Below are 23,903 nucleotides of genomic sequence, written 5' to 3' on the forward strand. Positions count from 1 at the left end.
GCGATGTCCGAACTTGCACTGGGTATAGGCCCTGAAGTGAGCCGCAAGGACGTCCAGCGATGCAGTCGAGAGTATCCATGTGATCGCATACTTTTCCGGTGCATGCAAAACCCGCACCGCGAGCTTTTCGTGAAGACCGTACTCGGTATCGAGGAAGGCCTCTTCCAGGCGTGCGAGCCATGGACCGATACCCATCATGCGTTCGCCGATCGTGCCAAGCCATAAAGAGGTGTAGCTCAACCCGGGAATGACGCCGAGCAGCGACCGGATGTCGCGAATGGCACGGCCATCGACCAGCATGTAGAGCGTCGCACCTGCGGACCGTTCCTGCTGGGCGATCAGCCGGCTGCGCAGTTCGGCCCAGACACGTCTTGTCGTGTCGCCGTCCGTTTGTCTGTCCATGAGTCCGTCCTGTCGATCATTAGCGCGTTTCGCAATGCTCTCTTCAGGCCATCGCGAATCCATTCCCTGCGAAATGGCGGATGACAAGTATGATTAACGCTTGGGAGCCCGGCAGCCCTGATCGTTTCCACCGCCCGCCGCACATGCGTAAACAGTTGATTTGGCAGCAAAGAGCCAACGATTGAGAATCGCGGACATAGCTCACTGCGAGAGCGGCCCCTCAGAAATTTCGGGTCTGCGATGCGCCAAATGCTGGTTGCCGGCTTCTCGTCGCCATGACGGCTCCTACACGTACTGCATCTTGCGCGTCATGCCGCCGTCCACCGTGACGTTCTCGCCGGTGATGAAGCCCGCCTGCGACGAAAGCAGAAACACGGCCAGTCCGCCGATGTCCGGCGGCAGGCCCGCGCGCCCCACGGGATGCTGCGCATGGTCCGCAGCGGACAGCTTCGGTTTACGCCGCGCGGACGGCTTCTTCCACTCGTCCACCACGATCCAGCCGGGATTGATCGCATTCACCCGCACTGGACCGGCGCTGATCGCCAGCGCGTGGGTAAAGGCGACGATGCCGCCCTTGCTTGCGGCATAGGCTTCGGTATCCGGCTCGGACTGGTACGCGCGGGACGACGAGATGTTGACGATGGCGCCGTTGCTCTCGCGCAGGGCGGGCAACGCGTGCTTGCAACACAGGAAGGTGCCACCGAGGTTGGTGTCGATACGCCGCTTCCATTCGTTCCAGTCGAGCCGCTCCAGCGGGCCGGTTTCCGGACCGGCGATACCGGCGTTGTTCACCAGCCCGTCGATACGGCCGTAGCGGCGCAGGGCGGCGCCGACGAAGCGTTTCACGCTGGCCTCCTTCGCAACGTCCAGCACCAGGAACGCAGCGCGATCGCCCACGCTCCACTCGTCGAGGCAGGCCTTGCCCGCTTCGGCATCCAGGTCACCGATCAGCACGCTGCCACCCACCTCCAGCACGGCCTGGGCGATGCCCTTGCCGATGCCCTGCGCACCGCCGGTGACGAGGACGACCTTGCCTGGCCATTCGGTGGCGGAGGGCATGGGTGGCGGTGAAGCGTTCTTCGGAGCGGACATGGCGTCATTCCTTCTGAAAACCCTTGGATGGTCCGCGCGACGCGGTGGAGGAAACGTCACGCGGCCGCGCCCATGCATGGCGTGATGCAACCGCAGGATCCTAAACGAAACGCTGAGGGGATCCGCGCTACGCTCCTGTCCATGCCCACCTCCGGAGCGACCATGCAGCCCATCCCCACCGGCCTCATCGGCTACGGCACGGCCGGCGCCGTCTTCCACGCGCCGCTCATCGCGGCCGCCGAGGGACTGCGCCTTGCCGCCATCGGCAGCCGCCGTACGGACGACATCCTGCGCGACTTCCCCGAGGCAAAAGCCTATGAAAACCCTCAAGCCCTCCTCGCCGACCCCGACATCGAGGTGGTGGTGATCGCGACCCCGAACGACACCCACGCGGCCCTGGCACGCTCGGCCCTGGAGGCGGGCAAGCACGTGGTGGTAGACAAGCCGTTCACGCTCAACGCCGCTGAGGCGGAGGCGCTGATCGCGCTCGCCGATGCCTCGGGGCGGACGCTGTCGGTGTTCCAGAACCGGCGGTGGGACAACGATTTCCTCACCGTGCGCCGGCTCGTCGACGATGGACGGCTCGGCGAGGTCGCTTACTACGAGGCGCACTTCGATCGCTTCCGCCCGGAGATCAAGCAGGGCTGGCGCGAGACCGACGTACCGGGCGCCGGCCTGCTCTACGACCTCGGTGCGCACCTCATCGACCAGGCCCTGGTGCTGTTCGGCATGCCGCATGCCATCACCGGCGACATTGCCCGGCAGCGCGCCACCGCGAAGGCTGACGATTATTTCCACCTGGTGCTTGATTACGGCCGGCGCCGCGCGGTGCTGCATGCATCGGTGCTCGTGCGCGACCCGGGGCCGCGTTACCTGGTGCACGGCGATGGCGGCAGTTTCGTGAAATACGGCATCGACCCGCAGGAGGCGGCGTTGCGCGCGGGACGCCGCCCGGGCGGCGAGGGATGGGGCGAAGACGATCCCGCGTTGTTCGGCCGCTTCACCGACGCCGACGGCACCATGACGATGATCGACACGCTGCCCGGCCGCTATACGGCGTTCTACGAAGGCATTGCCTCGGCGCTCCGCGAGGGCGCGCCGCTGCCGGTGGCAGCACGTGAAGCGCGCGACGTCATCCGCGTGATCGAGGCGGCGCAGGTGAGTGCGCGAGAGAGGCGCACCGTGATGCTCTAATGCCGATGTAGGAGCGCGCCCTGCGCGCGACATGTTTTCGCCGTGGTCAGCGGGCTCGCGCCAGCTCGGAGTCACGGCTTCAAAACATGTCGCGCGCAGGCGCGCTCCTACCGTCAGTCGCCGGTAGCTACCGGGCGCGAGGGATCGCTCACCCATCCGCTCCACGACGGTGCGAACAACCGCGAGCCGCATAGCCCGGCGTAGTCCATCGCGAGCAGGTTGTGGCACGCGGTGACGCCGGAGCCGCACATGTGCACGACGTCTTCCGGCGGATGCGGTCCGATGATCGCACTGAACGCGCGCCGCAGTTCCTCGGGCGAGCGGAAGCGACCTTCCGCGTCGAGGTTGTCCGAGAAAGGACGATTGCGCGCACCCGGTACATGCCCCGCCACGGGGTCCAGGGGTTCGATGTCCCCGCGAAACCGCGGCGCGGCGCGCGCGTCGAGCAACAGGAGGCGGCCGCTGGCAAGGCCTTCCTTGAGTTCTTCCGCAGTGACCGCCTGATGGAAGTTCACGTGCACGGCCGTCGGCTCGCGCATTGGCAACACGTTGTCGGTCGGTAACCCCGCCGTGACCCACGCCGGCCAGCCGCCATCGAGTACAGCTACGTTGTCGATACCCGCCAGGCGCGCCAGCCACCAGAAACGCGCCGCCGCGAGCGAGCCGCCGGCGGCATCGTAGACGACCACCTGGAGGTCCGGGCGCCATCCGGCCCGCGACAGCCACGCTGAGAACGTCACGGCCGACGGCAACGGATGACGCCCCCGTCCGCTCGGCGGCTTGACCATGTCCGCGAGGTCGCGGTCGAGATCGGCGCGCACGGCACCGGACACATGCGACAGCGCGTAATCCTGGTCGCCCTTGCCCGGATCGCGGCCGCCTGGCTGGTTGAGGTCAAACCGTGCGTCGACGAACAGCACGTCGTGCGCCGGCAACTGGGCGGCCGTGGCCGTGTCGATGAGCGTGCGCGAAATCAGCATGAGTGTCCCATCCGCTTCAGCAGGTTGAACAGGATGGCCGCCGTCACGCCCCAAATGCGGTAGCCCGCATGGAGGAACTCGACCATGTCGCGGCGATGGCCGCGGAAGTCCATGGTGTACCGGCGCAGGTTCGCCGGGTCCAGGAAGAACGCAAACGGCACCTCGAACACTTCGGCCACCTCGCCCGGGTCCGGTTTCAACATCGCATCGGCCGAGACACGGGCCACCACCGGTGTCACCGAATAACCGCTGATCGTCTCGAAGGTTTCGAGGAAGCCCAGCGGCGTGACCTTGCCCGCCTCCAGGCCGATCTCTTCGTGGCTTTCGCGCAGCGCCGCAGCGACGACGTCGGCGTCCGTCGGTTCGACGCGTCCGCCGGGAAACGCCACCTGCCCCGCATGTTGCTGCAAGGTGTCGGTGCGCAGGGTGAGCAGCAGGTTCTGCTCGCGGTCGTCGCGAATACCGATCAGTACCGCCGCCGGACGCCGCGGTCCCGCGCCGATCAACTCGGCCATGTCCTCGTGGTTCCAGCCGCGCGGGCCCGGCGGCGCTTCCAGCGGAAGCAGCGCGGCGTGAAGCCTGGCCAGCATGTCATCCATCAGCCGGCCTGCCGGTGAGGAAGAACGTCGTCCATGAGCCGGATCTTTTCCAGGTCGCTCATCCTCGTCCAGCGCGCGATCTCGTCGCCGGTGCGCAGGCAACCCATGCAGAGGCCGCGCGCGTCGAGTCGACAGACGCCCGTGCAGGGGCTGAGGGGAAGCGTGGAGGAGGCAGTGACCATACCGTCGGTCATTCTAGCGACATGGCACCGAGGAGGTGTAGGAGCGCGCCCTGCGCGCGACAGCTTGTCGCCCCAGTGTCCACGTTCACGCGCCAGATCCCCTGTCACGGCGAAAAGCTGTCGCGCGCAGGGCGCGCTCCTACTGGATGTCCATCAGCTCGATTTCGAACACCAGCGCCTCGTTGGGCCCGATGCGCGGCAGCTCGCCGCGTTCACCGTAGGCCAGGGCGGGCGGAATCACCACCTTCCAGCGGTCGCCGACGCGCATCCGTGGGATCACGTCCTGCCAGCCGGGGATCACCCGGTTCACGGTGAACGTGACCGGCTTGCCATGCGCGTACGAGCTGTCGAACTCGGTGCCATCGATCAACGCGCCGCGGTAATTCACCACCACGGTGCTCGTGACCTTCGCCTGCGGGCCATTGCCCTTGGCCAGCACGGCGTACTGGATGCCCGACGGCAGCGTGACCACGCCGGGAAGCGTTCGATTGCGAGCGAGGAAGTCCGCGCTGCGCTTCGCGTTGGCCGCCGCCACGCGACGGAATTCCACTGCGGAATCGCGCTGTACCTTGGCGTCGAAGTTCACCAGCTGCTGCTGCATCACGTCGATGGGCACGCCGGGCGGGCGTTTTGCATAACCGTCCTGCAAAGCCTTCACGAGCACGGCGATGTCGACGTCGGGCTGCGCGCTGTTCGCGAACTGTGTACCGATCTGGTAGCCGATCGCGTAAGAGAGCCTGGTCTTGTCGATCGACGGCGCACCCGACGCGGGGCGCGTGGGCGCCGCCTGCGCGCAGGCGACACCGGTCGCGAGCGACAGTGCGACGAACACGACCAGGAAACGCAAGGGTGACATCCCGTTCTCCGTGAACCCGGACCTTTGGCGTGCGTGGAGGATAGTCCATCGGCACGCGGCCCGCCCATTGGCCTTGAGACGCCTCGCGAGGGGTAAAGGTTCCCCTCCCTGCTACCATCCGCCTCCTCGCCCATACGCCAGGAGCCGCCATGGCCTTTCGTACCCTCGCCACTGCCGATCGCGACGGCATCCGCACGATCACCGTCAATCGCCCCGACAAGCTCAATGCGCTGAATCGCGAAACCATCGGCGAACTGACCCTGGCTTTCCGCCAGGCGGCCCAGGACGATGCGGTGCGCGTGGTCGTGCTGGCCGGCGCCGGCGAGAAAGCTTTCGTCGCTGGGGCGGATATCTCGGAAATGACCGCGTGGTCGCCGGTGCAGGCCCAGGCGGCGTCGCGCGCGGGGCAGGACCTCATGCTCACCGTCGAACGCCTCGGCAAACCGGTGATCGCGAAGATCCAGGGCTACGCGCTGGGCGGCGGCATGGAACTTGCGATGGCCTGCCACCTGCGCGTCGCCAGCGAGAAGGCCCGTTTCGGCCAGCCGGAGATCGGGCTTGGCCTGATTCCGGGCTTCGGCGGCACGCAACGGCTCACCCGCCTCACCGGCCGTGGCGCCGCACTGGAACTGTGCCTGCTCGGTCAGCAGGTGGACGCGGTACGCGCGGAGCGCCTGGGCCTGGTCACGCGCGTGGTTGCGGCGGACGAACTCGACGCAACCGTGGATGCGATGGCTAACCAGCTCGCGGCAGCGGCGCCGCTGGCGCTCAAGGGTATCCTCGACACGGTGATCGAAGGCGGTGAGTGCGCCATCGACCAGGGCCTGGCCTTCGAGACGCAAGGCTTCGCCATCGCGTTCTCGACCGAGGACATGCGCGAAGGCACCACGGCGTTCCTCGAACGGCGCAAGGCGACGTTCAAGGGCGCCTGACTGCTATGGAGGAGCGCGCCCTGCGCGTTTAGGCCCGCGTCGGGTACGACATGTTTTGAGGCCGTAACTTGGAGCTGGCGCGCCAGCCTGCGGGACTGGCCCGAAAAGATGTCGTACCCGACGCGGGCATAAACGCGCACGGCGCGCTCCTACGAGTGGCCGCCGCGGTATTTCAGTTCGCCCGCTTCCACGCGCACGTCCATCCGGTTCTCCGGTGGCGCCAGCTGGCAGGTGGCGTACGGCGTGAACGAGCACGGCGGATTGCGCGCCTCATTGAAATCAATGACCAGCTTTCCATCCACGGGAAGTCCCGTGTCGAGGAAACGTCCCGCACCGTAGGTCTCCTTCCCGGAAGTCAGGTCGCCGAAGACGAAGAACAGCGCTTCAGGCACTTCCTGGATCGGGTACAGCGCGAACGTGCGTCCGTCCCGGGTGAACACGGCCTTGCCCGGTACCTTTTCCTTTTCGATGGTGCCGAGCACCGTGCCGAGCTCGAGTTCGTACGGCGGATCGAACGGCACCCAGTCGGCGACGACGCGCCACGACGGATCGATGGGAAAATAATCCAGTCCATGGAAACCGGTGCGCGACGCTGCCTGCTCGTCCTTCACGCGCACCGCCTTGCGACCATCGCGCTCGATGACGAACAGCTTCGCGGAACCGAAGCGGACCTCGCTGGGCATGTTCCCCTTCGCATCGTCACGCAACGTCGCGCGCTGCACGGCCTGTCCGTCCACGACAGCACCGCTATCCTTCGCCAGTTCGATGGTGGCGGTGCCGTCGGTCGCAAGCACGATCGTACCCAGGTGCGCGGGGACGGCATTCAGGACGATGTCGTTGTCGCTCGCGCTGCCAAGACGATTCGCACCCGCCTGCAACCATTCGAAGCCGATAAGGCTGAGCCAGCCATCCGGTGCGGTGAGCAGTTCCAGGCGGCGGGCACGCGCGCTGGCTACATGGTTTTCGTGAGAGGTCATCGCAATCTCGCAGAGGATCGAATGTTCTTGTAGGAGTCGTCAGCGGCCACGCAGGAAGAGCTTGTCCAGTTCGCCCAGCGACAACTGTACCCAGGTCGGACGCCCGTGGTTGCACTGCCCGGAACGCTCGGTGGCTTCCATCTCGCGCAGCAGCGCGTTCATTTCGGGGATGCCCAGGCGCCGGCCCGCGCGCACGGAGCCATGGCAGGCCATGGTGGAGAGCAGTTCGTTCTCCAATTCTTCCAGCCTGCGCGAACTGCCCTGCTGCGCCAGTTCGCCGAGTACGTCGCGCGTGAGTTGGGCGACGTCGGCGCCCTCGAGCAGCGCGGGAATGCGGCGTATTACGACGGCACCCGGTCCACTCCGGGAAAGTTCGAGGCCCCATTCGCCAAGAGCGTCCGCGTGCTCCTCAGCGGCGGCCGCTTCCTTCGCGCTCACCGCGATCGACAGCGGCACCAGCAACATCTGCGAGCGCAGGTTGGCGGTGATCCGCCCGTTCTTGAGCTTCTCGTACGTAATCCGCTCGTGCGCCGCGTGCATGTCGACCAGCACGAGGCCGTGCGCGTTTTCCGCGAGCACGTAGATGTTCTTCAGTTGCGCGATCGCATAGCCGAGCGGGGGCACGTCGCCCTCTACCGCCTCGTTGCCCACGGGCGGCACCCAGGACGATGCCGAAGGCCGTGGCGCCACCGACGAACCGAGCAGGGTCGCGTAGCCGGCCAGTGGCTCGTCACGGACACCAAGGCCGAGCCGGGACTGGCTCGACGACTGCGGCCACGAAGGCATCGACGGTTGCGCCGTCGCTGGACGATGTTCGGCAAACGTGGCGCCCGTTCCCGCCGCCATCGGTGCGACCGCGTCCGGCATGGCCGCACCGGCACGTGTCTGCGCCAGCGCCTCGTGCAAGGTGCGGAAGAGGAAATCGTGGATCAGGCGCTGCTCGCGGAAACGCACTTCGCTCTTCGCCGGATGCACATTGACGTCCACGCCGGCGGGATCGAGTTCCAGGAACAGCACGAATACGGGGTGACGGCCGTGGAAAAGGACGTCCGCGTACGCCTGGCGCACCGCATGCGCGACGATGCGATCGCGGACGAGCCGGCCGTTGACGTAGAAATACTGCTGGTCGGCTTGCGAGCGCGACGCGGTCGGGAGCCCCACCCAGCCGGACAGGCGCATGCCTGCCGCTTCATGCTCGATCCGAAGCGCCTGACCGGGAAACTCAGGGCCAAGCACTTCGGCGACGCGTGCCAGCGCGGCATGCTCGTCGCGAGCGGGCTTGAGCAGGCGCACCGGCTTGCCGTTGTGGCTGAGGCGGATGTCGACGCCTTCGCGGGCCAGCGCCAGTGACTTCAGGAGGTCGTCGATGTGCGCGAATTCCGTGCGCTCCGCGCGCAGGAACTTGCGCCGTGCCGGCACGTTGTAGAAGAGATCGCGCACCTCGATGGTCGTACCCTGCGGATGTTGCGCGGGGTGCACATCCTGCATGCGGCCGCCGTCCACCTCGATGCGCCAGGCGGAATCATCGCCCGCCTGGCGCGACGTGAGCGAGAAGCGCGCCACAGACGAAACCGACGCCAGGGCTTCTCCGCGAAAGCCCATGCTCGAGACGCGTTCCAGGTCGTCGAAGCTGCCGATCTTGCTGGTGGCATGCGAGGCCACGGCCAACGCGAGTTCGTCGCGGGGAATGCCGCCACCGTCGTCGCGCACGCGGATGAGCCGCACGCCACCCAGCTCGATATCGACCTCGATCCGGCGAGCGCCGGCGTCGATGCTGTTCTCGACCAGCTCCTTGACCACCGAAGCGGGCCGCTCGATGACTTCGCCGGCCGCGATCTGGTTGATCAGTTCCGGCGGCAAGGGACGGATTGGCATGACGGCATGACCTGACGGGCTTGCAAGCCTCGAAGGATAGCCGAAGGCGGTTAGCCGGAGGGAATGACCATCACCGTGCCGATACGCACGTTGTTGTCGGTCATCTTGTTGGCGAGTTTGAGCGCGCCGACCGATACACCGTACTGCTGCGCGATGCCGGTGAGCGTCTCGCCCCGATTGACCCGGTGGACGTCGCGCACATTGTCGTCGGCACGGCCAGCGGACCTCTTCGCGGGAGCCGGCGCGTCTGCCTTCGCAAGGATCTTGCCGGGAACGCTCGCCTTCACCGGTGCGGGGCTCTTGGGCGCCGGCTTTGCCAGTGCATCGTCATCGTCGCGAGCCGAACGCGACGACGCCACCACCGTGCCATTGCGGCGGGCCGCCTGCGCGGCGAACCAGGTACCGGGCGGCGGCATCGATTCGAAGTAATTGCGCACGCCGCCAAGCACCGCGGTGGCCAGTTGGCGACGGTGATCCTCGTCGCGGAGACGCCGTTCCTCGGAGGGATTGGTGATGAAGGCCGTCTCGACCAGGACGGAAGGCACGTCCGGCGAGCGCAGCACCACGAAGTTGGCACGCTCCACATAGCCACGATGGGTGGGACCGAGGCGCCCCAGCGCCTTCAGGACGTTGCCGGCAATGGATTCACTCGCCTGCATCGCATAGCCCTGCTGCAGGTCGAGCAGCACCGCGGCCAGGGTGTCGTCCTTGTCGTCGAGCGACACGCCACCCACGAGGTCGGCCCGGTTTTCCCGGTCTGCTAGCCAGCGCGCTGCTTCGGAGGTCTTGCCGCGCGGTGAGAGTACCCACACCGACGAGCCCTTGGCATCGCTGTTCTTGAACGCGTCGGCGTGGATCGAGACGAACATGTCCGCGTTGTGCTCGCGGGCGATCTGGTAGCGACGCTTCAGCGGAATGAAATAGTCCCCGTTGCGGGTGAGCACCGCCTGCATGCCTGGCTGGCGGTTGATCTGGTCGGCGAGTTCACGCGCCACCTGCAGCGTCACGTCCTTCTCGCGCAGGCCCGTCGCGCCGCGCGCGCCCGGATCTTCGCCGCCGTGGCCGGCATCGATCGCCACGACCACCTTGCGCTCGCTCGCCAGCAGCGGCGGCTTGCCCGGGGGCACCGTCTTTTCGCGGGCCGCCCGCGACACGGGGGCCACTGTCGCTTCGGCGACAGCCGGCGTGTCGTCGTCCACGGGATTATCGCCCGGATCGCTCTGACCACCCGGATACAGGTCCAGGACCAGACGGTAACCGTAATCGCCGGCCGGCTTCAGGAGGAAGCTCTTGGGCTTGGCCGTGGGATCGACGGTCGCGACCATCCGCGCCGCGCCACCCTGCTTAGCGGTCCTCAGGGATTTATAGAGTCCTTGCCCCCCCGGCGCCGAGAAATCGCCGGCGACGGAACTACCCGCGATGTCCAGCACCACACTGCCGGGCGTGTCGCCCTGGGACATCTTGTAGGTGGCCGACCCGGAGAGATCGAACACCACACGGGTGTATTCGGGGCCCGCCCAGACGCGTGCAGCCTTGACGTCGGCGGCCGTCGAAACGGCGGACACCATCGTCGCGACGGAGGTCACGCACGCAAGAAAACCAAGTTTGACGGTGATTCCCCTCATATGGCGGGATTGAACTGCAAGCGTTCGCTGAATGCAAGAGATTTCCCTTGTTAATCCATGACCTGCGAATACTTCGTCAACAAGCGTACAGGAATGGTCCGCAAACGGACGGAAAAGTGACGGTCTCGGCCGACTTGTAGACGATCACCTGGCGAGGCCCTGGAGCATCCGGCGGCCCAGTTCCGTATAAGGCTCGAAGCGGACGGCGCGACCCGTGGCCTCGTGACGAAAGTGGATTTCGAGGTCCACCGGCGGCAGGGCGCCCGCTCCGCGCTCAGGCCATTCGACCAGCACGATCGCGCCGGGCTCAGCCAGACTGTCGAGGCCAAGCCACTCCAGTTCGCCGGGATCCGCGATGCGATACAGATCGAGATGGAAAGCGCGACGCTCGCCGAGGTCGTAGCCCTCGACGAGGCTGTAGGTCGGGCTTTTCACCCGCTCGCCGACGCCCAATGCGCGCAGGAAGGCGCGGGCGAATGTCGTCTTGCCTGCGCCAAGGTCACCGTGGAGGTTGATGACGAGTCCACCTGGCACGAGACCCGCGAGCCGGCGGCCAAGCGCCGTCGTGGCTTCCTCGTCGGGCAGCAGCCACTCCTGCATATTCACGCGTCCAGTCCGTTGACGAGGTGGCGCAGCGGCTCGAGCAGGTCGCCGGCCAGCAGGCCACGCTGCCCTGCCCTGGCGGCGACGTCGGCCGCGCGAGCATGCAGGCCCACGCCGAGGCAGGCCGATGCATAGGGATCGCAGCCCTGGCCGAGCAAACCGGCCACGATGCCCGTCAGCGTATCGCCCATGCCGCCGCTCGCCATGCCGGGATTGCCCCAGGGACACACGGAGACCTCTCCAGCGGGCGAAGCGATGAGGCTACCGTTGCCCTTCAGCACGACCACCGCGCGATAGCGGCGCGCCAGTTCGCGCACCGCCGCGAAGCGATCGGCCTGCACCGCCGACGTCGTTACACCGAGAAGGCGGCCCGCCTCCCCCGGATGCGGCGTCAGCACCGCCTTTGCCGGCAGGCCGCGCGGTTCGGCCTGCAGCAGGTTGAGGCCGTCGGCATCGAGCACCGTGGGCAGCCCGGCGTCGAGCGCCGTCGTCCACAGGGCGTGACCCCAGGCGCCCTGGCCCAGGCCGGGCCCCAGTGCCACGACCGAGGCCTTCTCCAGCATCGGCTGCAGCGCCTGCGGACCATCGACCCCACGCGCCATCAGTTCGGGGCGCGCCGCGTTCATCGCCGGCACGTTTTCCTCGCGCGTGGCGACGCTGACCAGGCCGGCGCCCGTACGCAAGGCCGCCTCCGCCGCCATGCGTACCGCCCCGCCCGTCCCATGGTCGCCGCCGATGGCCAGGATGTGGCCGTTGGCGCCCTTGTGCGAATCCATCGGTCGCGGCGAGAGGCCGGCGGCGACGAGCAGTCGTGCGTCCGGCGCCTCGAGGATGTCGCGCGACAGATCGAGCGCATGCAGTTCGATGTCGCCAGCCGCCTCGGCCTGGTACGTATGCAGGCCACGCTTGCGCACGATGAAGGTCGCAGTCGCGTCGGCTCGAACCGCCACGCCCAGGCAGGCGCCCGTATCCGCCGACAACCCGGACGGAACGTCTAGTGCGAGCACGCTCGCGCCGCTCGCGTTGATGGCTTCGATCGCCTCGCGCGCTTCCCCTTCGGGTGCACGGTTGAGGCCGATGCCATAGATGGCGTCGACGACGACGTCCGCAGGCGGCAGCCCCCGCCATGCGGAAAGCGGAAGCACCAGGCTACCCAGGGCCTCGAATGCGCCGCGAGCCCGCAAGGCGTCGTCACCCTTCGGCTCGCCCAAGGCAATCACGTCGACGGCGAGCCCGCTGACGAGGGCATCGCGGGCGACGAGGTATCCGTCGCCACCGTTATTCCCGGTACCGCATACCACGCACAGCCGCCGTGCGTTCGGCCAGCGGCGGCGCAGCATGGCGAAAGCGGCCGCGGCTGCCCGCGTCATCAGCTCGAAGCCCGGTATACCGAGGCCGTCGATGGCGCACCGGTCGATGGCGCGCGCCTGGGAAGATGTGAAGAGGTCGATACCGGGATCGGAGGCGGTCATCGGCCGATTATAGGAGGCCCGGTAGAATAGGCGCATGCCCGTCTCCACCGCCATCGATTACGCCGCCCTGGCCGCCGACATCAAGTGCTGGGCACGCGAGCTCGGTTTTGCCGATGCCGGCATCGCGGGGACGGAGCTCGGCGACGACGAGGCCCATCTCGAAAGCTGGCTGGCGGAAGGAAACCACGGCGAAATGGACTACATGGCGCGCCACGGTACGCGCCGCAGCCGCCCTGCGGAACTGGAGCCCGGCACGCTCCGCGTGATCTCTGTCCGCATGGATTACATCCCACCCGGCATGCCGAATGCATGGGACGTAATCGGCGACGGCGAGAAAGCCTATGTGGCGCGCTACGCGCTCGGCCGCGACTACCACAAGCTCATGCGCAACCGGCTGCAGAAGCTGGCCGCGCGCATCCAGGAGCGCATCGGCGACTTCAGGTATCGCGCCTACGTCGATTCCGCGCCGGTGCTGGAAAAGGCCATCGCGCGCAACGCGGGCCTTGGCTGGATCGGCAAACACACCGTACTGATCAACAAACGCGCCGGCTCGTATTTCTTCCTCGGCGAGTTGTACACCGACCTGCCGCTGCCACTCGACGCCGCCGCAAGCGCCCACTGCGGAAGCTGTCGCCGTTGCATCGACATCTGCCCCACGCAGGCCATCGTCGCGCCCTACCGCCTCGACGCACGCCGCTGCATCTCGTACCTCACCATCGAACTGAAAGGCAGCATTCCCGTCGAACTGCGCGAGCCGATGGGCAACCGCGTCTTCGGCTGCGACGACTGCCAGCTCATCTGTCCCTGGAACAAGTTCGCACAGGAAGCGACGGAGCCCGACTTCGCACCACGCCACAGCCTCGACGGTCCGAAGCTCGTGGAGCTGTTCGCGTGGAGCGAAGAGGAATTCCTCTCGCGCACCGAAGGCATGGCCATCCGCCGCACGGGCTACGAAGGCTGGCTGCGGAACCTTGCGGTGGGACTCGGCAATGCGCCAACAAGCGACGAGGTCGTTACTGCGCTACGCATGCGGGCCGATCACCCGTCGGAGATGGTGCGCGAGCATGTCGCGTGGGCACTTGCACGGCATGCTGTTGTGTAGCGACTCTGCGCTTGCGGGCTCGGCTATCGCCATCGCGTTGCGCTTTGGCGGTGAGGCAAGGGGAGACAGAGACCTCATAGGAGCCGCTATAGCGGCGAGGCAACCTGGCGATCACGCCTGTAGGAGCGCGCCCTGCGCGCGACCGCTTCTCGCGACACCGTTGCACGTACCGGCTCCCACCGGGCAAGAGCCGCTGCACGTGCTGTGTTGTCGCGAGAAGCGGTCGCGCGCAGGCGCGCTCCTACACGTTCTGCCGCGCCGCTAGCACCCATCGCCGCTAAAGCGGCCCCTACACAGAGCATGAGCGCGCATGCTCTTCCCGCATGTCGCCTTACCGTTCGATGCCAGCAGCCGTCGCCCCGGCACAAGCGCCGCGTGCGAGGCCGCAAGGCGAGCCCACCCTACGAAGCGATACACCAGCAAGAATGCGGCGGCGAAGCCGCACAAGGCATGAGCCCGCGCTAGCGGGCTGTCCTTTTAGACCATCCCGCCAGACTTCCTCACGATCAGCATCGCCAGCTCCAGCGACTGCTCGTAGTTCAGGCGTGGATCCACCATCGACTTGTACGCGCGATTGAGGTCCTGCTCCACGAGGCCGCGGGCGCCGCCGAGGCATTCGGTGACGTTCTCGCCCGTCAGTTCCAGGTGGACGCCGCCCAGCCGCGTACCTGCCGCCGCGTGGATGTCGAACGCCTGGTCCAGTTCACCCGCGATGTTCGCGAACCGACGGGTCTTGAAGCCGTTGCTGGTGCTCTCGGTATTCCCGTGCATCGGATCGGCCACCCACAGCACGCGGCGGCCCTCGCGCTTAACCGCCTCGAGCAGTGGCTGCAGCTGCGTGGCGATCTTGTCGTTGCCCATGCGATGGATCAGCGTCAGACGACCCGGCTCCTCGTTCGGGTTGAGCACGTCGATGAGGCGGAGCAGGTCGTCCGGCTGGACCGTCGGACCCACCTTCACCGCGACCGGATTACGGATGCCGCGGAAATATTCCGTGTGTGCGCCATCGAGAGCCGCCGTGCGCATGCCGATCCACGGGAAATGCGTGGACAGGTTCAGCCAGCCGTCCTGGCGCGGCACCTGGCGGGTTAACGCCTCTTCGTAATGCAGCAGCAGTGCTTCGTGCGAGGTGTAGAAATCCACGCGCGAGTAGCTGGAGATCGACTGGCCGGCCAGGGTTTCCATGAAACGCAGCGAGTCGCCGATGCTCGCGACCATGCGCTTGTACTCGGCGGCCAGCGGCGAATGCTCCACCCAGGCCAGGTCCCAGTACTCCGGATGATGCAGATCGGCGAAGCCGCCATCGATCAGCGCGCGGACGAAGTTCATCGTCATCGCTGAGCGGGCATGGGCCTTGATGAGGCGCTGCGGGTCGGCGCGTCGTGCCTCCGCGGTGAATTCGGGGCTGTTGACCAGATCGCCGCGGAAGGCCGGCAGGGTCACGCCGTCCCGGGTTTCCGTATCCGCCGAGCGCGGCTTCGCATACTGGCCGGCGAAGCGGCCCACGCGCAGCACCGGCTTCTTCAGGCCATGCACGAGCACGAGGCTCATCTGCAGCAGCACCTTCAGGCGGTTGGAAATGATCGGGCTGCTGCAGTCCGCGAAGCTCTCTGCGCAGTCACCGCCCTGAAGCAGGAAGCGCTCGCCATCCTGCGCCTCGGCGAGCTGCTGCTTCAGCGCCAGTATCTCCCAGGAGGTAACCAGCGGCGGCAGCTGGCCAAGCTGGCCGAGCGCACGCTGCAGCTCCGCCGCGTCTTCGTAGGTCGGCTGCTGGAGGGCGGTCCTCGACCGCCACGAACCCGGCGTCCAGTCGGCGGACGGGGGCGTTACGGCTTTGAGGGAGTGTTGCATGACGGTGCTGCCTGCGTGGAATAAGTCAACGAATGGAACGACGGATGGCCAGGAAGGCCCAGACGACGAGCACGACGAACCAGAACAGGGTCCAGCCCGGCATGGGGATACCCAGGATCGGCTCGATCTTTGCGCACTCACCGGAACCAGTGAAGGCGAGCTTCAGCATCTTGGTGAACGGGAAGGCATCGAACAGGTAGCCGAGACCGGGGCCACAGGCCGGCACCTGCTCCGGGGACAGCGACTGCAGCCAGAGATGGCGGCCTGCCGTGGCGATGCCCCAGAGTCCGCCCAGCGCGATGAGGACGGCGTAAACGACGCGGCCGGCGGTGCGCCGCGGCGCGTGCAATCCGCCGATGAGGAAGAACAGTCCCATGAAGCACACGGCGATGCGCTGGAAGATGCACAGTGGGCAAGGGTCGAGGTGCATGACGTACTGCGCATACAGCGCGAACGCCATGAGACCCATGCAGACAAGGAAGCCGGCGAGGTAGCGCGAACGGAAGGACCAGGTTCGGAGAAAGCTCATGCGAGGGATGCTGCGGTGCGGGACACCCACGTTAACGCTTTGTGGAGGCCGTTGTAAGTCCTTGCCCGCGGTTACATTTGCAACCTTCACGGGAAACAAAAAACCCGGCAGGTTTCCCTGCCGGGTTTCTCGATCGATCGACCCGCGACGGGCTTATTCGGCGTCGACGGCTTCCGTCTTGGCCGGGCGATCGACCAGTTCGACGTACGCCATCGGGGCGTTGTCGCCCGGGCGGAAGCCGCACTTGAGGATGCGCAGGTAGCCGCCGGGACGCTCGCGGTAACGGGTGCCGAGTTCGAACAGCTTACCGACGGCTTCCTTGTCGCGCAGGCGCGAGAAAGCGAGGCGGCGGTTGGCGACGCCGTCGGTCTTGGCGAGCGTGATGAGCGGCTCGGCGACGCGACGGAGTTCCTTCGCCTTGGGAAGGGTGGTGCGGATCAACTCGTGCTTGATCAGCGACGCGGCCATGTTCTTGAACATGGCTTCGCGGTGGCTGCTCGTGCGATTGAGCTTGCGACCGGATTTCTGGTGGCGCATGGCGTTTACTCTCTAATGTCTGTTGTTATGGAAAGACGGCCAGGATGAGCCGGCTTCCCGCGGTTACCCGCTTTTCGAGGCTGTCAAAACGCCCCGTTATAAGAGCACGGCCTCTGTGGACCGCTTTCGAATTCCGACGGAAGTGCGCAAAGGGCATCCATCGGTTCCTGCAACGGAACCGGGGCGATCGAAAACCGATCGCCCCGTGGAACATCAGCCCAACTGCATGCCGTGGGACAAGCCCGGCGGCGGCCAGTTCTCGAGCTTCATGCCGAGTGCGAGACCACGTCCGCCCAGCACGTCCTTGATTTCCGTCAGCGACTTCTTGCCAAGGTTCGGCGTCTTCAGCAGCTCGACCTCGGTCTTCTGGACCAGGTCGCCGATGTAGTAGATGCTCTCGGCCTTGAGACAGTTCGCGGAACGGACCGTCAGTTCGAGATCGTCGATGGGGCGCAGCAGCAGCGGATCGAACCCGCCCTTCTCCGCCTTGGTCGAATCGCTCTCGCGGCGCGAGAAATCGCCGAAAACCGACAGCTGGTCGTTGATGATCTCCGCTGCCTTGCGGACAGCGTCTTCAGCACCGATCGTGCCGTTCGTCTCGATGTCGAGCACGAGCTTGTCGAGGTTGGTGCGCTGCTCGACACGAGCGGCGTCCACTTCATAAGCCACGCGCAGGACCGGCGCGAACGACGCGTCGAGCTGCAGACGGCCGATCGGCCGCGTCTCGTCATCCGGATGCTGGCGCGCGCTGGCCGGCTGGTAGCCGACGCCGCGACGCACCTTCAGGCGCATGTTGAGTGCCACATCCTTGGTGAGGTGGCAGATCACGTGCTCCGGGTTGACGATTTCAACGGAATGGTCGACCGCGATGTCGCCGGCGGTAACCACGCCCTTACCCTTCTTGGCCAGCGTCAGGGTGACTTCGTCACCGGTATGCTGGCGGATAGCGACGTCCTTCAGGTTCAGCAGGACTTCGATCACGTCCTCCTGCAGGCCTTCCAGGGTCGTGTACTCGTGCAGCACGCCGTCGATTTCGACCTCGACGATCGCGCTGCCCGGAATCGAAGAGAGCAGCACGCGACGCAGCGCGTTGCCCAGGGTATGACCGAAGCCACGCTCGAGCGGCTCGACCACTACCTTCGCGCGGTTCGCTCCAAGCTGCTCGACGCTGAGGCCACGAGGCCGCAGCACACTAGTTGACGAAACTGCCATGCAAGGCTCCGGTGGATTACTTCGAGTAAAGCTCGACGATCAGGGCTTCATTGATATCGGCCGGCAGATCGCCACGATCCGGGACGGCCTTGAACGTGCCCGCGAACTTCTTGCTGTCGACCTCGACCCACGACGGACGCAGGTCCATCGTGTCGTAGATCGTCGCCGCTTCCTGCACGCGCAGCTGCGTACGGGCCTTCTCGGTTAGCGAGACCTCGTCGCCCGGACGGACGTGGTACGAAGGCACGTTGACCTTCTTACCGTTGACCGTGACGGACTTGTGGGCCACGAGCTGGCGAGCCTGGGCGCGGGTGACCGCAAAACCCATGCGATAGACGACATTGTCGAGGCGGCTTTCCAGCAGGCGAAGCAGGTTTTCACCCGTGTTGCCCTTCTGGGTCGAAGCCTTGGTGTAGTAATTGCTGAACTGACGCTCGAGCACGCCGTAAATACGCTTGACCTTCTGCTTCTCGCGAAGCTGGACGGCGTAGTCGGACAGACGGGCGCGCTTGTTGGCGCCATGCTGACCGGGCTTGTTTTCGAGCTTGCACTTGGAATCCAGCGCACGAACCGGGCTCTTCAGACCGAGGTCGGCACCTTCACGACGCGCCAGCTTGCAGGTAGCTCCACGATAACGGGCCATGGTTATGCTCCTTAGACGCGACGCTTCTTGGGGGGACGGCAGCCGTTATGCGGAATCGGCGTGACGTCGATGATGTTGAGCACCTTGTAGCCCAACGCGTTCAGAGAGCGCACGGCCGACTCGCGGCCGGGGCCGGGGCCCTTGATGCGCACTTCCACGGTCTTCACACCGTAGTCGCCAGCGGCACGACCGGCCTTCTCTGCGGCAACCTGCGCAGCGAACGGCGTCGACTTGCGGGAACCGCGGAAGCCCGCGCCGCCTGCCGTCGCCCACGACAGGGCGTTGCCCTGGCGATCGGTGATCGTGACGATGGTGTTGTTGAAAGAAGCCTGCACGTGGGCCACGGCATCCGTGACGACGCGCTTGATCTTCTTTTTGGTTTTAACCGGCTTAGCCATGTTCGATATCCGTTACTTCTTGATCGGACGACGCGGACCCTTACGGGTACGGGCGTTGGTACGCGTGCGCTGGCCGCGCACCGGCAGGCCGCGACGATGACGCAGGCCACGGTAGCTACCAAGGTCCATGAGACGCTTGATCGCCATGCCGATTTCGCGACGGAGGTCGCCTTCGACCGTGTACTTCGCGATTTCGGCGCGGATCTTCTCGACCTCGCCTTCGCTCAACGACTTGATGGGAGTGGTCGCAACCACGCCCGCGTCGACGCAAACCTTCTTGGCCCGCGAACGGCCGATTCCATAAATGCTCTGCAGGCCAACCCAGACATGCTTCTGGACCGGCAAATTGACACCCGCGATGCGCGCCATGATGTACTGTCTCCGATGCGTTTCGTGCGCGGTAAACGCGCAATTCTAACCGTAATTAACCTAAACGGGAAGTCCTGCGGCGCTGGGCGCCAAGGCCTCCCCTACTTGGGGCTTCCGTCGCGTCTCAGCTGCGACGGAGATTCGACTTCTTGAGCAGACTCTCGTACTGGTGGCTCACGAGATGGGCCTGGACCTGAGCCGTGAAGTCCATCACCACCACCACCACGATCAGCAGCGAAGTGCCGCCGAAATAGAATGGGACGTGCCAGGCGTTCTGCATGAACGTGGGCACCAGGCAGACCAGGACGATGTAAATCGCGCCAACACCGGTAAGCCGGGTCATGACGCCATCGATGTAGTCCGCCGTGGCACGACCCGGGCGGATACCCGGAATCAACGCGCCCGAACGCTTGAGGTTATCGGCCGTTTCCTGCGAGTTGAACACGATCGCCGTATAGAAGAAGGCGAAACCGATCACCAGCACCGCGAATACGATGTCGTGGACCGGCTCACCCGGACTCAGCGCCGTGGTCAGCCATTGCAGCCAGCGGGACTGGTGGGCAGAGCCGAACCAGGTCGCCGCGGTCGCGGGGAACAGCAGCAGACTGGTCGCGAAGATCGGCGGGATCACGCCCGACATGTTGATCTTCAGCGGCAGGTGCGAGGTCTGGCGCTGGAACTGACGCTGGCTGCCCTGCTTCGCGTAGTTCACGGTAATGCGCCGCTGGGCGCGCTCCATGAACACCACGAAAGCCGTGACCGCCAGGATCACCACTGCGACCATCAGCAGCTTCAGGACCGACAGCTCACCATTGTTCGCCATGCTCAGCGTATGGACGATCGCCGAGGGAAGTCCCGCGACGATACCGGCGAAGATCAGCATCGATATACCGTTGCCGATGCCACGCTCCGTGATCTGCTCGCCCAGCCACATCAGGAACATCGTACCGGCGGTGAGGCCGACGACCGATGCCAGGACGAAGCCGGCACCCGGCATGTAGACCACCGGACCGCTGCTTCCGACCTGCTTCTGCAAGGCTACCGCGATACCGAAGGCCTGGAATGCCGCCAGGCCGACCGTGCCGAAGCGCGTGTACGTGGTCATCTTGCGACGACCCGCCTCGCCTTCCTTGCGCAGTGCCTGGAGCGACGGAATGACCGAGCCCATCATCTGCACCACGATCGATGCCGAAATGTACGGCACCACGCCGAGGGCGAAGACCGAGAAGCGGGACAGCGAGCCGCCGGAGAACATGTTGACCATGTTCAACAAACCGCCACCGCCTTCGACCAGGCTCGTCATCGCCTCGGGATTCACACCCGGGACGGGAATGAACGAACCGAGGCGGAAGACGATCAACGCACCGATAAGGAAAAAGATGCGCTGACGCAGTTCCGTCAGTTTGCCCAGCGAGCCGAGCGTTGTGCCCTGCGCTGCAGCCACTTGATTACTCCACGCTGCCGCCGGCGGCTTCGATAGCCGCCTTGGCGCCGGCCGTCGCAAGCACGCCCGAGAGCTTCACTGCACGGGTGATCTCGCCCTTCAGGACGATCTTGACCTTCTTGGCGCGGCTGGTCACGAGACCGGCAGCGTGCAAGGCGATCAGGTCGATGGTGTCAGCCTTGACCGAAGCCAGCTGGTACAGCATGACCTGTTCCGTGTCGGCCTTCTTCAGCGAGCGGAAGCCCACCTTCGGCAGGCGACGCTGCAGCGGCATCTGGCCGCCTTCGAAACCGACGCGGTGCGTGTTACCGGCACGTGCGTGCTGACCCTTGTGACCACGACCGGCAGTCTTGCCGAGACCGGAGCCGATACCGCGGGCGACGCGGGTACGGGTCTTGCGGGCGCCCTTGCCGGGCCTGAGTTCATTAAGACGCATGATGCTTACTCCTCGACCCGGACCAGGTAGTAGACCGTGTTGATGAGGCCACGGACCTGGGGGCTATCTTTCAGTTCGCGCACATCGTTGAGCTTGCTCAGGCCGAGGGCCTTGACGCTCAGACGATGACGACCCTGTACGCCGCGCAGGCCCTTGACCAGGCGCACGCGAACGGTGCCGGCTGCGGCGGCGGTTTCGATCTTCTTAGCCATTGCCCAGCACCTCTTCGATCGTCTTGCCACGCTTGGCGGCGATGCGCTTCGGCGAGGCGACGGCCTGCAGACCCTTGATCGTCGCGCGGACGAGGTTGATCGGGTTACGCGAGCCGACGGCCTTCGCAAGCACGTCCTTCACGCCGACCACTTCGAGGACGGCGCGCATGGCACCGCCGGCGATCACGCCGGTACCCTGCGAGGCAGGCTGCATGTAGACACGGGCCGCACCATGGTTCGCCTTGATGGCGTACCACAGCGTGCCATTGTTCAGTTCGATGCTCACCATGTTGCGACGGGCGCGCTCCATGGCCTTGGAAATGGCGACCGGGACTTCACGGGCCTTGCCATAACCGAAGCCGACGCGACCCTCGCCGTCACCGACCACGGTCAGCGCGGTGAAGCTCATCTGGCGGCCACCCTTGACGGTCTTGGCCACGCGGTTGACGGCGATAAGCTTTTCAAGCATGCCGTCCGAATTTTCGCGATCTGTCGAGGACATCTCTTTTCCTGTCTGCCCGGGCGTACCGGGACTTCTGTTTACGGCTCGGTCGCCGCTTGGAGTTGTAGTTGCAGCGGGCGGCACCGGTCCCGGTGGACCGATGCCGTGGCCTGACGCCTCTTAGAACTTGAGGCCGGCCTCACGCGCCGCATCGGCAAGAGCCTTGATGCGACCGTGATAACGGAAACCCGAGCGGTCGAACGCGACGGCTTCGATACCGGCGGCCTTGGCGCGCTCGGCAACGATGCGACCCACCGTGACGGCGGCTTCGACGTTCTTCTTGCTCTTGAGGCCTTCGGCAACCAACTTCTGCACGGTCGAGGCGGCTGCCACGACGGTGCCGTTCGGTGCGAAGACCTGGGCATAGATGTGCTGACCGGTGCGGTGCACGCTCAGGCGGGCGACGGCGAGCTCACGGATGTGGGCGCGGGTCGACTTGGCGCGGCGCAGGCGGGATTGGTTCTTGTTCATCGTCTTGTCTCCAGGAAGCGGATAGGCCGATCAGGCCTTCTTGGCTTCCTTCAGGATGATCGTCTCGCCCGCGTAGCGGACACCCTTGCCCTTGTAGGGCTCCGGCGAACGGAACGCGCGGATCTTCGCTGCCACCTGGCCGACGAGCTGCTTGTCGGCACCCTTGACGAGGACTTCCGTCTGCGTCGGGACTTCGATGGTGATGCCTTCCGGCGCCTCGAAAACGACCGGATGCGAATAACCCAGCGACAGGTTGATCGACTTACCGGTGAGCTGGGCGCGGTAACCCACGCCGACGAGCTCGAGCTTCTTCTCGAAGCCGGTGGCCACGCCCTGGACCATGTTGGCAACGATGGCGCGGGCCGTACCGCCGAACTTATCGTCGGCGCCTTCGGCGAGAACGATGTTCGCCACGCCATTCTCCTGCTGGAACGAAACGCCCGGCAGTTCATGCGTGGTCAGGGTGCCCTTCGGGCCCTTGACGGTGACGGTGCCGTTGGCGATCGAGAGTTCGACGCCCTTCGGGAGGGTGATGGGCTTTTTGGCTACACGTGACATGTCGGGACTCCTTACGCCACCTGGCCGATGACTTCGCCGCCCAGACCCTTAGCACGGGCCTGCGCGTCGGTCAGGAGACCGGCGGAAGTCGAGATGATCGAGATACCCAGGCCACCGAGGACCTTCGGCAGTTCGTCCTTGCCACGGTAGACGCGGAGACCGGAACGGCTGACACGGGAAATGGTCTCGATGGCCGGACGGCCTTCGAAATACTTCAGCTTGATCTCGAGGACCGGCTTGCCCGCTTCGTCAGCGGTACGGGCGTCGAGGACATAGCCTTCGTTCTGCAGAAGCCTGGCAAGCGCCAGCTTCATCTTCGACGACGGCATACGGACAACCGGTTTGCCAGAGGCCTGGCCATTGCGGATGCGCGTAAACAGATCGGCGATGGGATCAGTCATGCTCATAAGAAAAACCCTTGAGAGTGCACCGATATCCGAATTACCGGAAATCTTGAATTGTAAAGCCGACAATCGTCGGTCTGCATTGCGCAGACCGACGACTATAACAGCTTGGCCCGCCGTTGGCGAGTTTTTTACCAGCTAGCCTTGCGCAGGCCCGGCACGTCGCCGCGCATGGTGGCCTCGCGGAGCTTGTTGCGGCCCAGGCCGAACTTGCTGTAGACGCCACGCGGGCGGCCGGTCAGGGCGCAGCGATTACGCTGGCGCACCGGGCTGGCATCGCGCGGAAGCTTCTGCAGCTTGGTCTGGGCTTCCATCTTCTCGTCATACGACGCGGAAGCGCTCAGGACGATCGCCTTCAGTTCGGCGCGCTTGGCGGCGAACTTCTTGACGAGCTTGGTGCGCTTGAGGTCGCGCTCGACCATCGAGGTCTTGGCCATGTTCTACCT

The 23,903-nt window shown here is 65.6% G+C and carries 27 protein-coding genes and 1 pseudogene; 3 read left to right on the forward strand and 25 right to left on the reverse strand.

The window, feature by feature from the left end:
* Together VGM71_RS07285 and VGM71_RS07290 are read right to left on the reverse strand one after the other, a co-directional pair.
* Positions 1-402: DUF4123 domain-containing protein (locus VGM71_RS07285; RefSeq protein WP_331543485.1), on the reverse strand; the 402-nt coding region annotated here is incomplete at its 3' end.
* Positions 403-687: 285 nt separating this feature from the next.
* On the reverse strand, positions 688-1,461 hold the full coding sequence (locus VGM71_RS07290) for an SDR family oxidoreductase (protein ID WP_414675103.1): 774 nt from the start codon (positions 1,459-1,461) through the stop codon (positions 688-690).
* A gap of 195 nt (positions 1,462-1,656) precedes the next feature.
* Here VGM71_RS07290 and VGM71_RS07295 point away from each other — a divergent pair, with 195 nt between their 5' ends.
* Positions 1,657-2,688 (forward strand): oxidoreductase, encoded by a 1,032-nt coding sequence (locus VGM71_RS07295; RefSeq protein WP_331543490.1) that lies wholly within the window; start codon positions 1,657-1,659, stop codon positions 2,686-2,688.
* Positions 2,689-2,801: 113 nt separating this feature from the next.
* Here the strand turns inward: VGM71_RS07295 and VGM71_RS07300 are convergent, their stop codons facing one another.
* The 3 genes and pseudogenes from VGM71_RS07300 to VGM71_RS07310 form a co-directional block, all read right to left on the reverse strand.
* Positions 2,802-3,668 (reverse strand): sulfurtransferase, encoded by an 867-nt coding sequence (locus VGM71_RS07300; RefSeq protein WP_331543492.1) that lies wholly within the window; start codon positions 3,666-3,668, stop codon positions 2,802-2,804.
* A pseudogene (locus VGM71_RS07305) lies at positions 3,662-4,461 on the reverse strand (CoA pyrophosphatase). The gene VGM71_RS07300 and the pseudogene VGM71_RS07305 overlap by 7 nt, the downstream one beginning before the upstream one ends.
* Positions 4,462-4,588: 127 nt before the next feature.
* On the reverse strand, positions 4,589-5,305 hold the full coding sequence (locus VGM71_RS07310; protein ID WP_331543494.1) for an FKBP-type peptidyl-prolyl cis-trans isomerase: 717 nt from the start codon (positions 5,303-5,305) through the stop codon (positions 4,589-4,591).
* Between the two features lie 149 nt (positions 5,306-5,454).
* Between VGM71_RS07310 and VGM71_RS07315 the strand changes: the two genes are divergently transcribed.
* On the forward strand, positions 5,455-6,237 hold the full coding sequence (locus tag VGM71_RS07315; protein WP_331543496.1) for an enoyl-CoA hydratase/isomerase family protein: 783 nt from the start codon (positions 5,455-5,457) through the stop codon (positions 6,235-6,237).
* A 149-nt stretch (positions 6,238-6,386) separates the two neighbouring features.
* On the opposite strand, the gene VGM71_RS07320 is transcribed toward VGM71_RS07315, so the two are convergent.
* From VGM71_RS07320 to VGM71_RS07340, 5 genes are all read right to left on the reverse strand, one after another.
* Positions 6,387-7,214: a DUF1684 domain-containing protein gene (locus VGM71_RS07320; RefSeq protein WP_331543498.1), complete on the reverse strand. Its 828-nt coding sequence runs from the start codon at positions 7,212-7,214 to the stop codon at positions 6,387-6,389.
* Positions 7,215-7,253: 39 nt separating this feature from the next.
* Positions 7,254-9,089: a DNA mismatch repair endonuclease MutL gene (mutL, locus tag VGM71_RS07325; protein ID WP_331543500.1), complete on the reverse strand. Its 1,836-nt coding sequence runs from the start codon at positions 9,087-9,089 to the stop codon at positions 7,254-7,256.
* Between the two features lie 50 nt (positions 9,090-9,139).
* A complete protein-coding gene (locus VGM71_RS07330) occupies positions 9,140-10,714 on the reverse strand; it encodes an N-acetylmuramoyl-L-alanine amidase (RefSeq protein ID WP_331543502.1) in 1,575 nt (524 codons plus the stop codon).
* A gap of 144 nt (positions 10,715-10,858) precedes the next feature.
* A complete protein-coding gene (tsaE, locus tag VGM71_RS07335; RefSeq protein ID WP_331543560.1) occupies positions 10,859-11,314 on the reverse strand; it encodes a tRNA (adenosine(37)-N6)-threonylcarbamoyltransferase complex ATPase subunit type 1 TsaE in 456 nt (151 codons plus the stop codon).
* 2 nt (positions 11,315-11,316) lie between these two features.
* On the reverse strand, positions 11,317-12,789 hold the full coding sequence (locus VGM71_RS07340; protein WP_331543504.1) for an NAD(P)H-hydrate dehydratase: 1,473 nt from the start codon (positions 12,787-12,789) through the stop codon (positions 11,317-11,319).
* 34 nt (positions 12,790-12,823) lie between these two features.
* Here VGM71_RS07340 and queG point away from each other — a divergent pair, with 34 nt between their 5' ends.
* Positions 12,824-13,891 carry a tRNA epoxyqueuosine(34) reductase QueG gene (gene queG, locus VGM71_RS07345; RefSeq protein WP_331543506.1) on the forward strand — a complete coding sequence of 356 codons (1,068 nt, stop codon included), beginning with the start codon at positions 12,824-12,826 and terminating at the stop codon, positions 13,889-13,891.
* A gap of 477 nt (positions 13,892-14,368) precedes the next feature.
* Here the strand turns inward: queG and VGM71_RS07350 are convergent, their stop codons facing one another.
* The 15 genes from VGM71_RS07350 to rpsN form a co-directional block, all read right to left on the reverse strand.
* Positions 14,369-15,742 (reverse strand): class II 3-deoxy-7-phosphoheptulonate synthase, encoded by a 1,374-nt coding sequence (locus VGM71_RS07350; protein ID WP_331543508.1) that lies wholly within the window; start codon positions 15,740-15,742, stop codon positions 14,369-14,371.
* A gap of 25 nt (positions 15,743-15,767) precedes the next feature.
* A complete protein-coding gene (locus tag VGM71_RS07355; RefSeq protein ID WP_331543510.1) occupies positions 15,768-16,271 on the reverse strand; it encodes a disulfide bond formation protein B in 504 nt (167 codons plus the stop codon).
* 153 nt (positions 16,272-16,424) lie between these two features.
* Positions 16,425-16,808 (reverse strand): 50S ribosomal protein L17, encoded by a 384-nt coding sequence (rplQ, locus tag VGM71_RS07360; protein WP_331543512.1) that lies wholly within the window; start codon positions 16,806-16,808, stop codon positions 16,425-16,427.
* Positions 16,809-17,021: 213 nt separating this feature from the next.
* Positions 17,022-18,020, reverse strand: a complete 999-nt coding sequence (locus tag VGM71_RS07365) for a DNA-directed RNA polymerase subunit alpha (RefSeq protein ID WP_029213872.1) — start codon at positions 18,018-18,020, stop codon at positions 17,022-17,024.
* 16 nt (positions 18,021-18,036) lie between these two features.
* Positions 18,037-18,663, reverse strand: a complete 627-nt coding sequence (gene rpsD / locus VGM71_RS07370) for a 30S ribosomal protein S4 (RefSeq protein ID WP_331543514.1) — start codon at positions 18,661-18,663, stop codon at positions 18,037-18,039.
* An 11-nt stretch (positions 18,664-18,674) separates the two neighbouring features.
* A complete protein-coding gene (rpsK, locus tag VGM71_RS07375; RefSeq protein WP_007513384.1) occupies positions 18,675-19,061 on the reverse strand; it encodes a 30S ribosomal protein S11 in 387 nt (128 codons plus the stop codon).
* Positions 19,062-19,073: 12 nt separating this feature from the next.
* Entirely contained in the window at positions 19,074-19,430 is a 357-nt protein-coding gene (gene rpsM / locus VGM71_RS07380; RefSeq protein WP_331543517.1) for a 30S ribosomal protein S13, read from the reverse strand.
* 124 nt (positions 19,431-19,554) lie between these two features.
* On the reverse strand, positions 19,555-20,874 hold the full coding sequence (secY, locus tag VGM71_RS07385; protein ID WP_331543519.1) for a preprotein translocase subunit SecY: 1,320 nt from the start codon (positions 20,872-20,874) through the stop codon (positions 19,555-19,557).
* A gap of 4 nt (positions 20,875-20,878) precedes the next feature.
* Complete coding sequence (rplO, locus tag VGM71_RS07390; protein ID WP_331543522.1) at positions 20,879-21,310, reverse strand: 50S ribosomal protein L15; 432 nt, start codon at positions 21,308-21,310, stop codon at positions 20,879-20,881.
* 5 nt (positions 21,311-21,315) lie between these two features.
* Positions 21,316-21,522, reverse strand: coding sequence for a 50S ribosomal protein L30 (gene rpmD / locus VGM71_RS07395; protein WP_331543524.1), 207 nt, complete (start codon positions 21,520-21,522; stop codon positions 21,316-21,318).
* Positions 21,515-22,024 carry a 30S ribosomal protein S5 gene (gene rpsE / locus VGM71_RS07400; RefSeq protein WP_029213879.1) on the reverse strand — a complete coding sequence of 170 codons (510 nt, stop codon included), beginning with the start codon at positions 22,022-22,024 and terminating at the stop codon, positions 21,515-21,517. Before rpsE ends, rpmD begins: the two co-directional genes overlap by 8 nt.
* A gap of 120 nt (positions 22,025-22,144) precedes the next feature.
* A complete protein-coding gene (gene rplR, locus VGM71_RS07405) occupies positions 22,145-22,495 on the reverse strand; it encodes a 50S ribosomal protein L18 (protein WP_331543526.1) in 351 nt (116 codons plus the stop codon).
* Positions 22,496-22,525: 30 nt separating this feature from the next.
* A complete protein-coding gene (gene rplF, locus VGM71_RS07410) occupies positions 22,526-23,053 on the reverse strand; it encodes a 50S ribosomal protein L6 (RefSeq protein WP_331543528.1) in 528 nt (175 codons plus the stop codon).
* Positions 23,054-23,064: 11 nt separating this feature from the next.
* On the reverse strand, positions 23,065-23,460 hold the full coding sequence (gene rpsH, locus VGM71_RS07415) for a 30S ribosomal protein S8 (RefSeq protein ID WP_331543531.1): 396 nt from the start codon (positions 23,458-23,460) through the stop codon (positions 23,065-23,067).
* A 128-nt stretch (positions 23,461-23,588) separates the two neighbouring features.
* Positions 23,589-23,894, reverse strand: coding sequence for a 30S ribosomal protein S14 (gene rpsN / locus VGM71_RS07420; RefSeq protein WP_072322780.1), 306 nt, complete (start codon positions 23,892-23,894; stop codon positions 23,589-23,591).
* Between the last annotated feature and the right edge of the window lie 9 nt (positions 23,895-23,903).

The organism is Luteibacter sp. (assembly GCF_036499525.1).
GTDB lineage: Bacteria > Pseudomonadota > Gammaproteobacteria > Xanthomonadales > Rhodanobacteraceae > Luteibacter.

Excerpts from the sequence above, each read along its gene's own strand:
- rplQ (WP_331543512.1), bottom strand. The coding sequence starts at position 16,808 with ATGCGCCACCAGAAATCCGGTCGCAAGCTCAATCGCACGAGCAGCCAC.
- rpsM (WP_331543517.1), bottom strand. The coding sequence starts at position 19,430 with ATGGCGCGCATCGCGGGTGTCAATTTGCCGGTCCAGAAGCATGTCTGG.
- rplO (WP_331543522.1), bottom strand. The coding sequence starts at position 21,310 with ATGCGTCTTAATGAACTCAGGCCCGGCAAGGGCGCCCGCAAGACCCGT.
- VGM71_RS07350 (WP_331543508.1), bottom strand. The coding sequence starts at position 15,742 with ATGCAACACTCCCTCAAAGCCGTAACGCCCCCGTCCGCCGACTGGACG.
- VGM71_RS07300 (WP_331543492.1), bottom strand. The coding sequence starts at position 3,668 with ATGCTGATTTCGCGCACGCTCATCGACACGGCCACGGCCGCCCAGTTG.
- rplR (WP_331543526.1), bottom strand. The coding sequence starts at position 22,495 with ATGAACAAGAACCAATCCCGCCTGCGCCGCGCCAAGTCGACCCGCGCC.
- rpsN (WP_072322780.1), bottom strand. The coding sequence starts at position 23,894 with ATGGCCAAGACCTCGATGGTCGAGCGCGACCTCAAGCGCACCAAGCTC.
- rpsD (WP_331543514.1), bottom strand. The coding sequence starts at position 18,663 with ATGGCCCGTTATCGTGGAGCTACCTGCAAGCTGGCGCGTCGTGAAGGT.
- VGM71_RS07320 (WP_331543498.1), bottom strand. The coding sequence starts at position 7,214 with ATGACCTCTCACGAAAACCATGTAGCCAGCGCGCGTGCCCGCCGCCTG.
- VGM71_RS07295 (WP_331543490.1), top strand. The coding sequence starts at position 1,657 with ATGCAGCCCATCCCCACCGGCCTCATCGGCTACGGCACGGCCGGCGCC.
- rpsH (WP_331543531.1), bottom strand. The coding sequence starts at position 23,460 with ATGAGCATGACTGATCCCATCGCCGATCTGTTTACGCGCATCCGCAAT.
- rpsE (WP_029213879.1), bottom strand. The coding sequence starts at position 22,024 with ATGTCCTCGACAGATCGCGAAAATTCGGACGGCATGCTTGAAAAGCTT.
- VGM71_RS07290 (WP_414675103.1), bottom strand. The coding sequence starts at position 1,461 with ATGCCCTCCGCCACCGAATGGCCAGGCAAGGTCGTCCTCGTCACCGGC.
- VGM71_RS07340 (WP_331543504.1), bottom strand. The coding sequence starts at position 12,789 with ATGACCGCCTCCGATCCCGGTATCGACCTCTTCACATCTTCCCAGGCG.
- rpsK (WP_007513384.1), bottom strand. The coding sequence starts at position 19,061 with ATGGCTAAGCCGGTTAAAACCAAAAAGAAGATCAAGCGCGTCGTCACG.
- tsaE (WP_331543560.1), bottom strand. The coding sequence starts at position 11,314 with ATGCAGGAGTGGCTGCTGCCCGACGAGGAAGCCACGACGGCGCTTGGC.
- VGM71_RS07310 (WP_331543494.1), bottom strand. The coding sequence starts at position 5,305 with ATGTCACCCTTGCGTTTCCTGGTCGTGTTCGTCGCACTGTCGCTCGCG.
- VGM71_RS07330 (WP_331543502.1), bottom strand. The coding sequence starts at position 10,714 with ATGAGGGGAATCACCGTCAAACTTGGTTTTCTTGCGTGCGTGACCTCC.
- VGM71_RS07355 (WP_331543510.1), bottom strand. The coding sequence starts at position 16,271 with ATGAGCTTTCTCCGAACCTGGTCCTTCCGTTCGCGCTACCTCGCCGGC.
- rplF (WP_331543528.1), bottom strand. The coding sequence starts at position 23,053 with ATGTCACGTGTAGCCAAAAAGCCCATCACCCTCCCGAAGGGCGTCGAA.
- rpmD (WP_331543524.1), bottom strand. The coding sequence starts at position 21,522 with ATGGCTAAGAAGATCGAAACCGCCGCCGCAGCCGGCACCGTTCGCGTG.
- mutL (WP_331543500.1), bottom strand. The coding sequence starts at position 9,089 with ATGCCAATCCGTCCCTTGCCGCCGGAACTGATCAACCAGATCGCGGCC.
- VGM71_RS07315 (WP_331543496.1), top strand. The coding sequence starts at position 5,455 with ATGGCCTTTCGTACCCTCGCCACTGCCGATCGCGACGGCATCCGCACG.
- queG (WP_331543506.1), top strand. The coding sequence starts at position 12,824 with ATGCCCGTCTCCACCGCCATCGATTACGCCGCCCTGGCCGCCGACATC.
- VGM71_RS07365 (WP_029213872.1), bottom strand. The coding sequence starts at position 18,020 with ATGGCAGTTTCGTCAACTAGTGTGCTGCGGCCTCGTGGCCTCAGCGTC.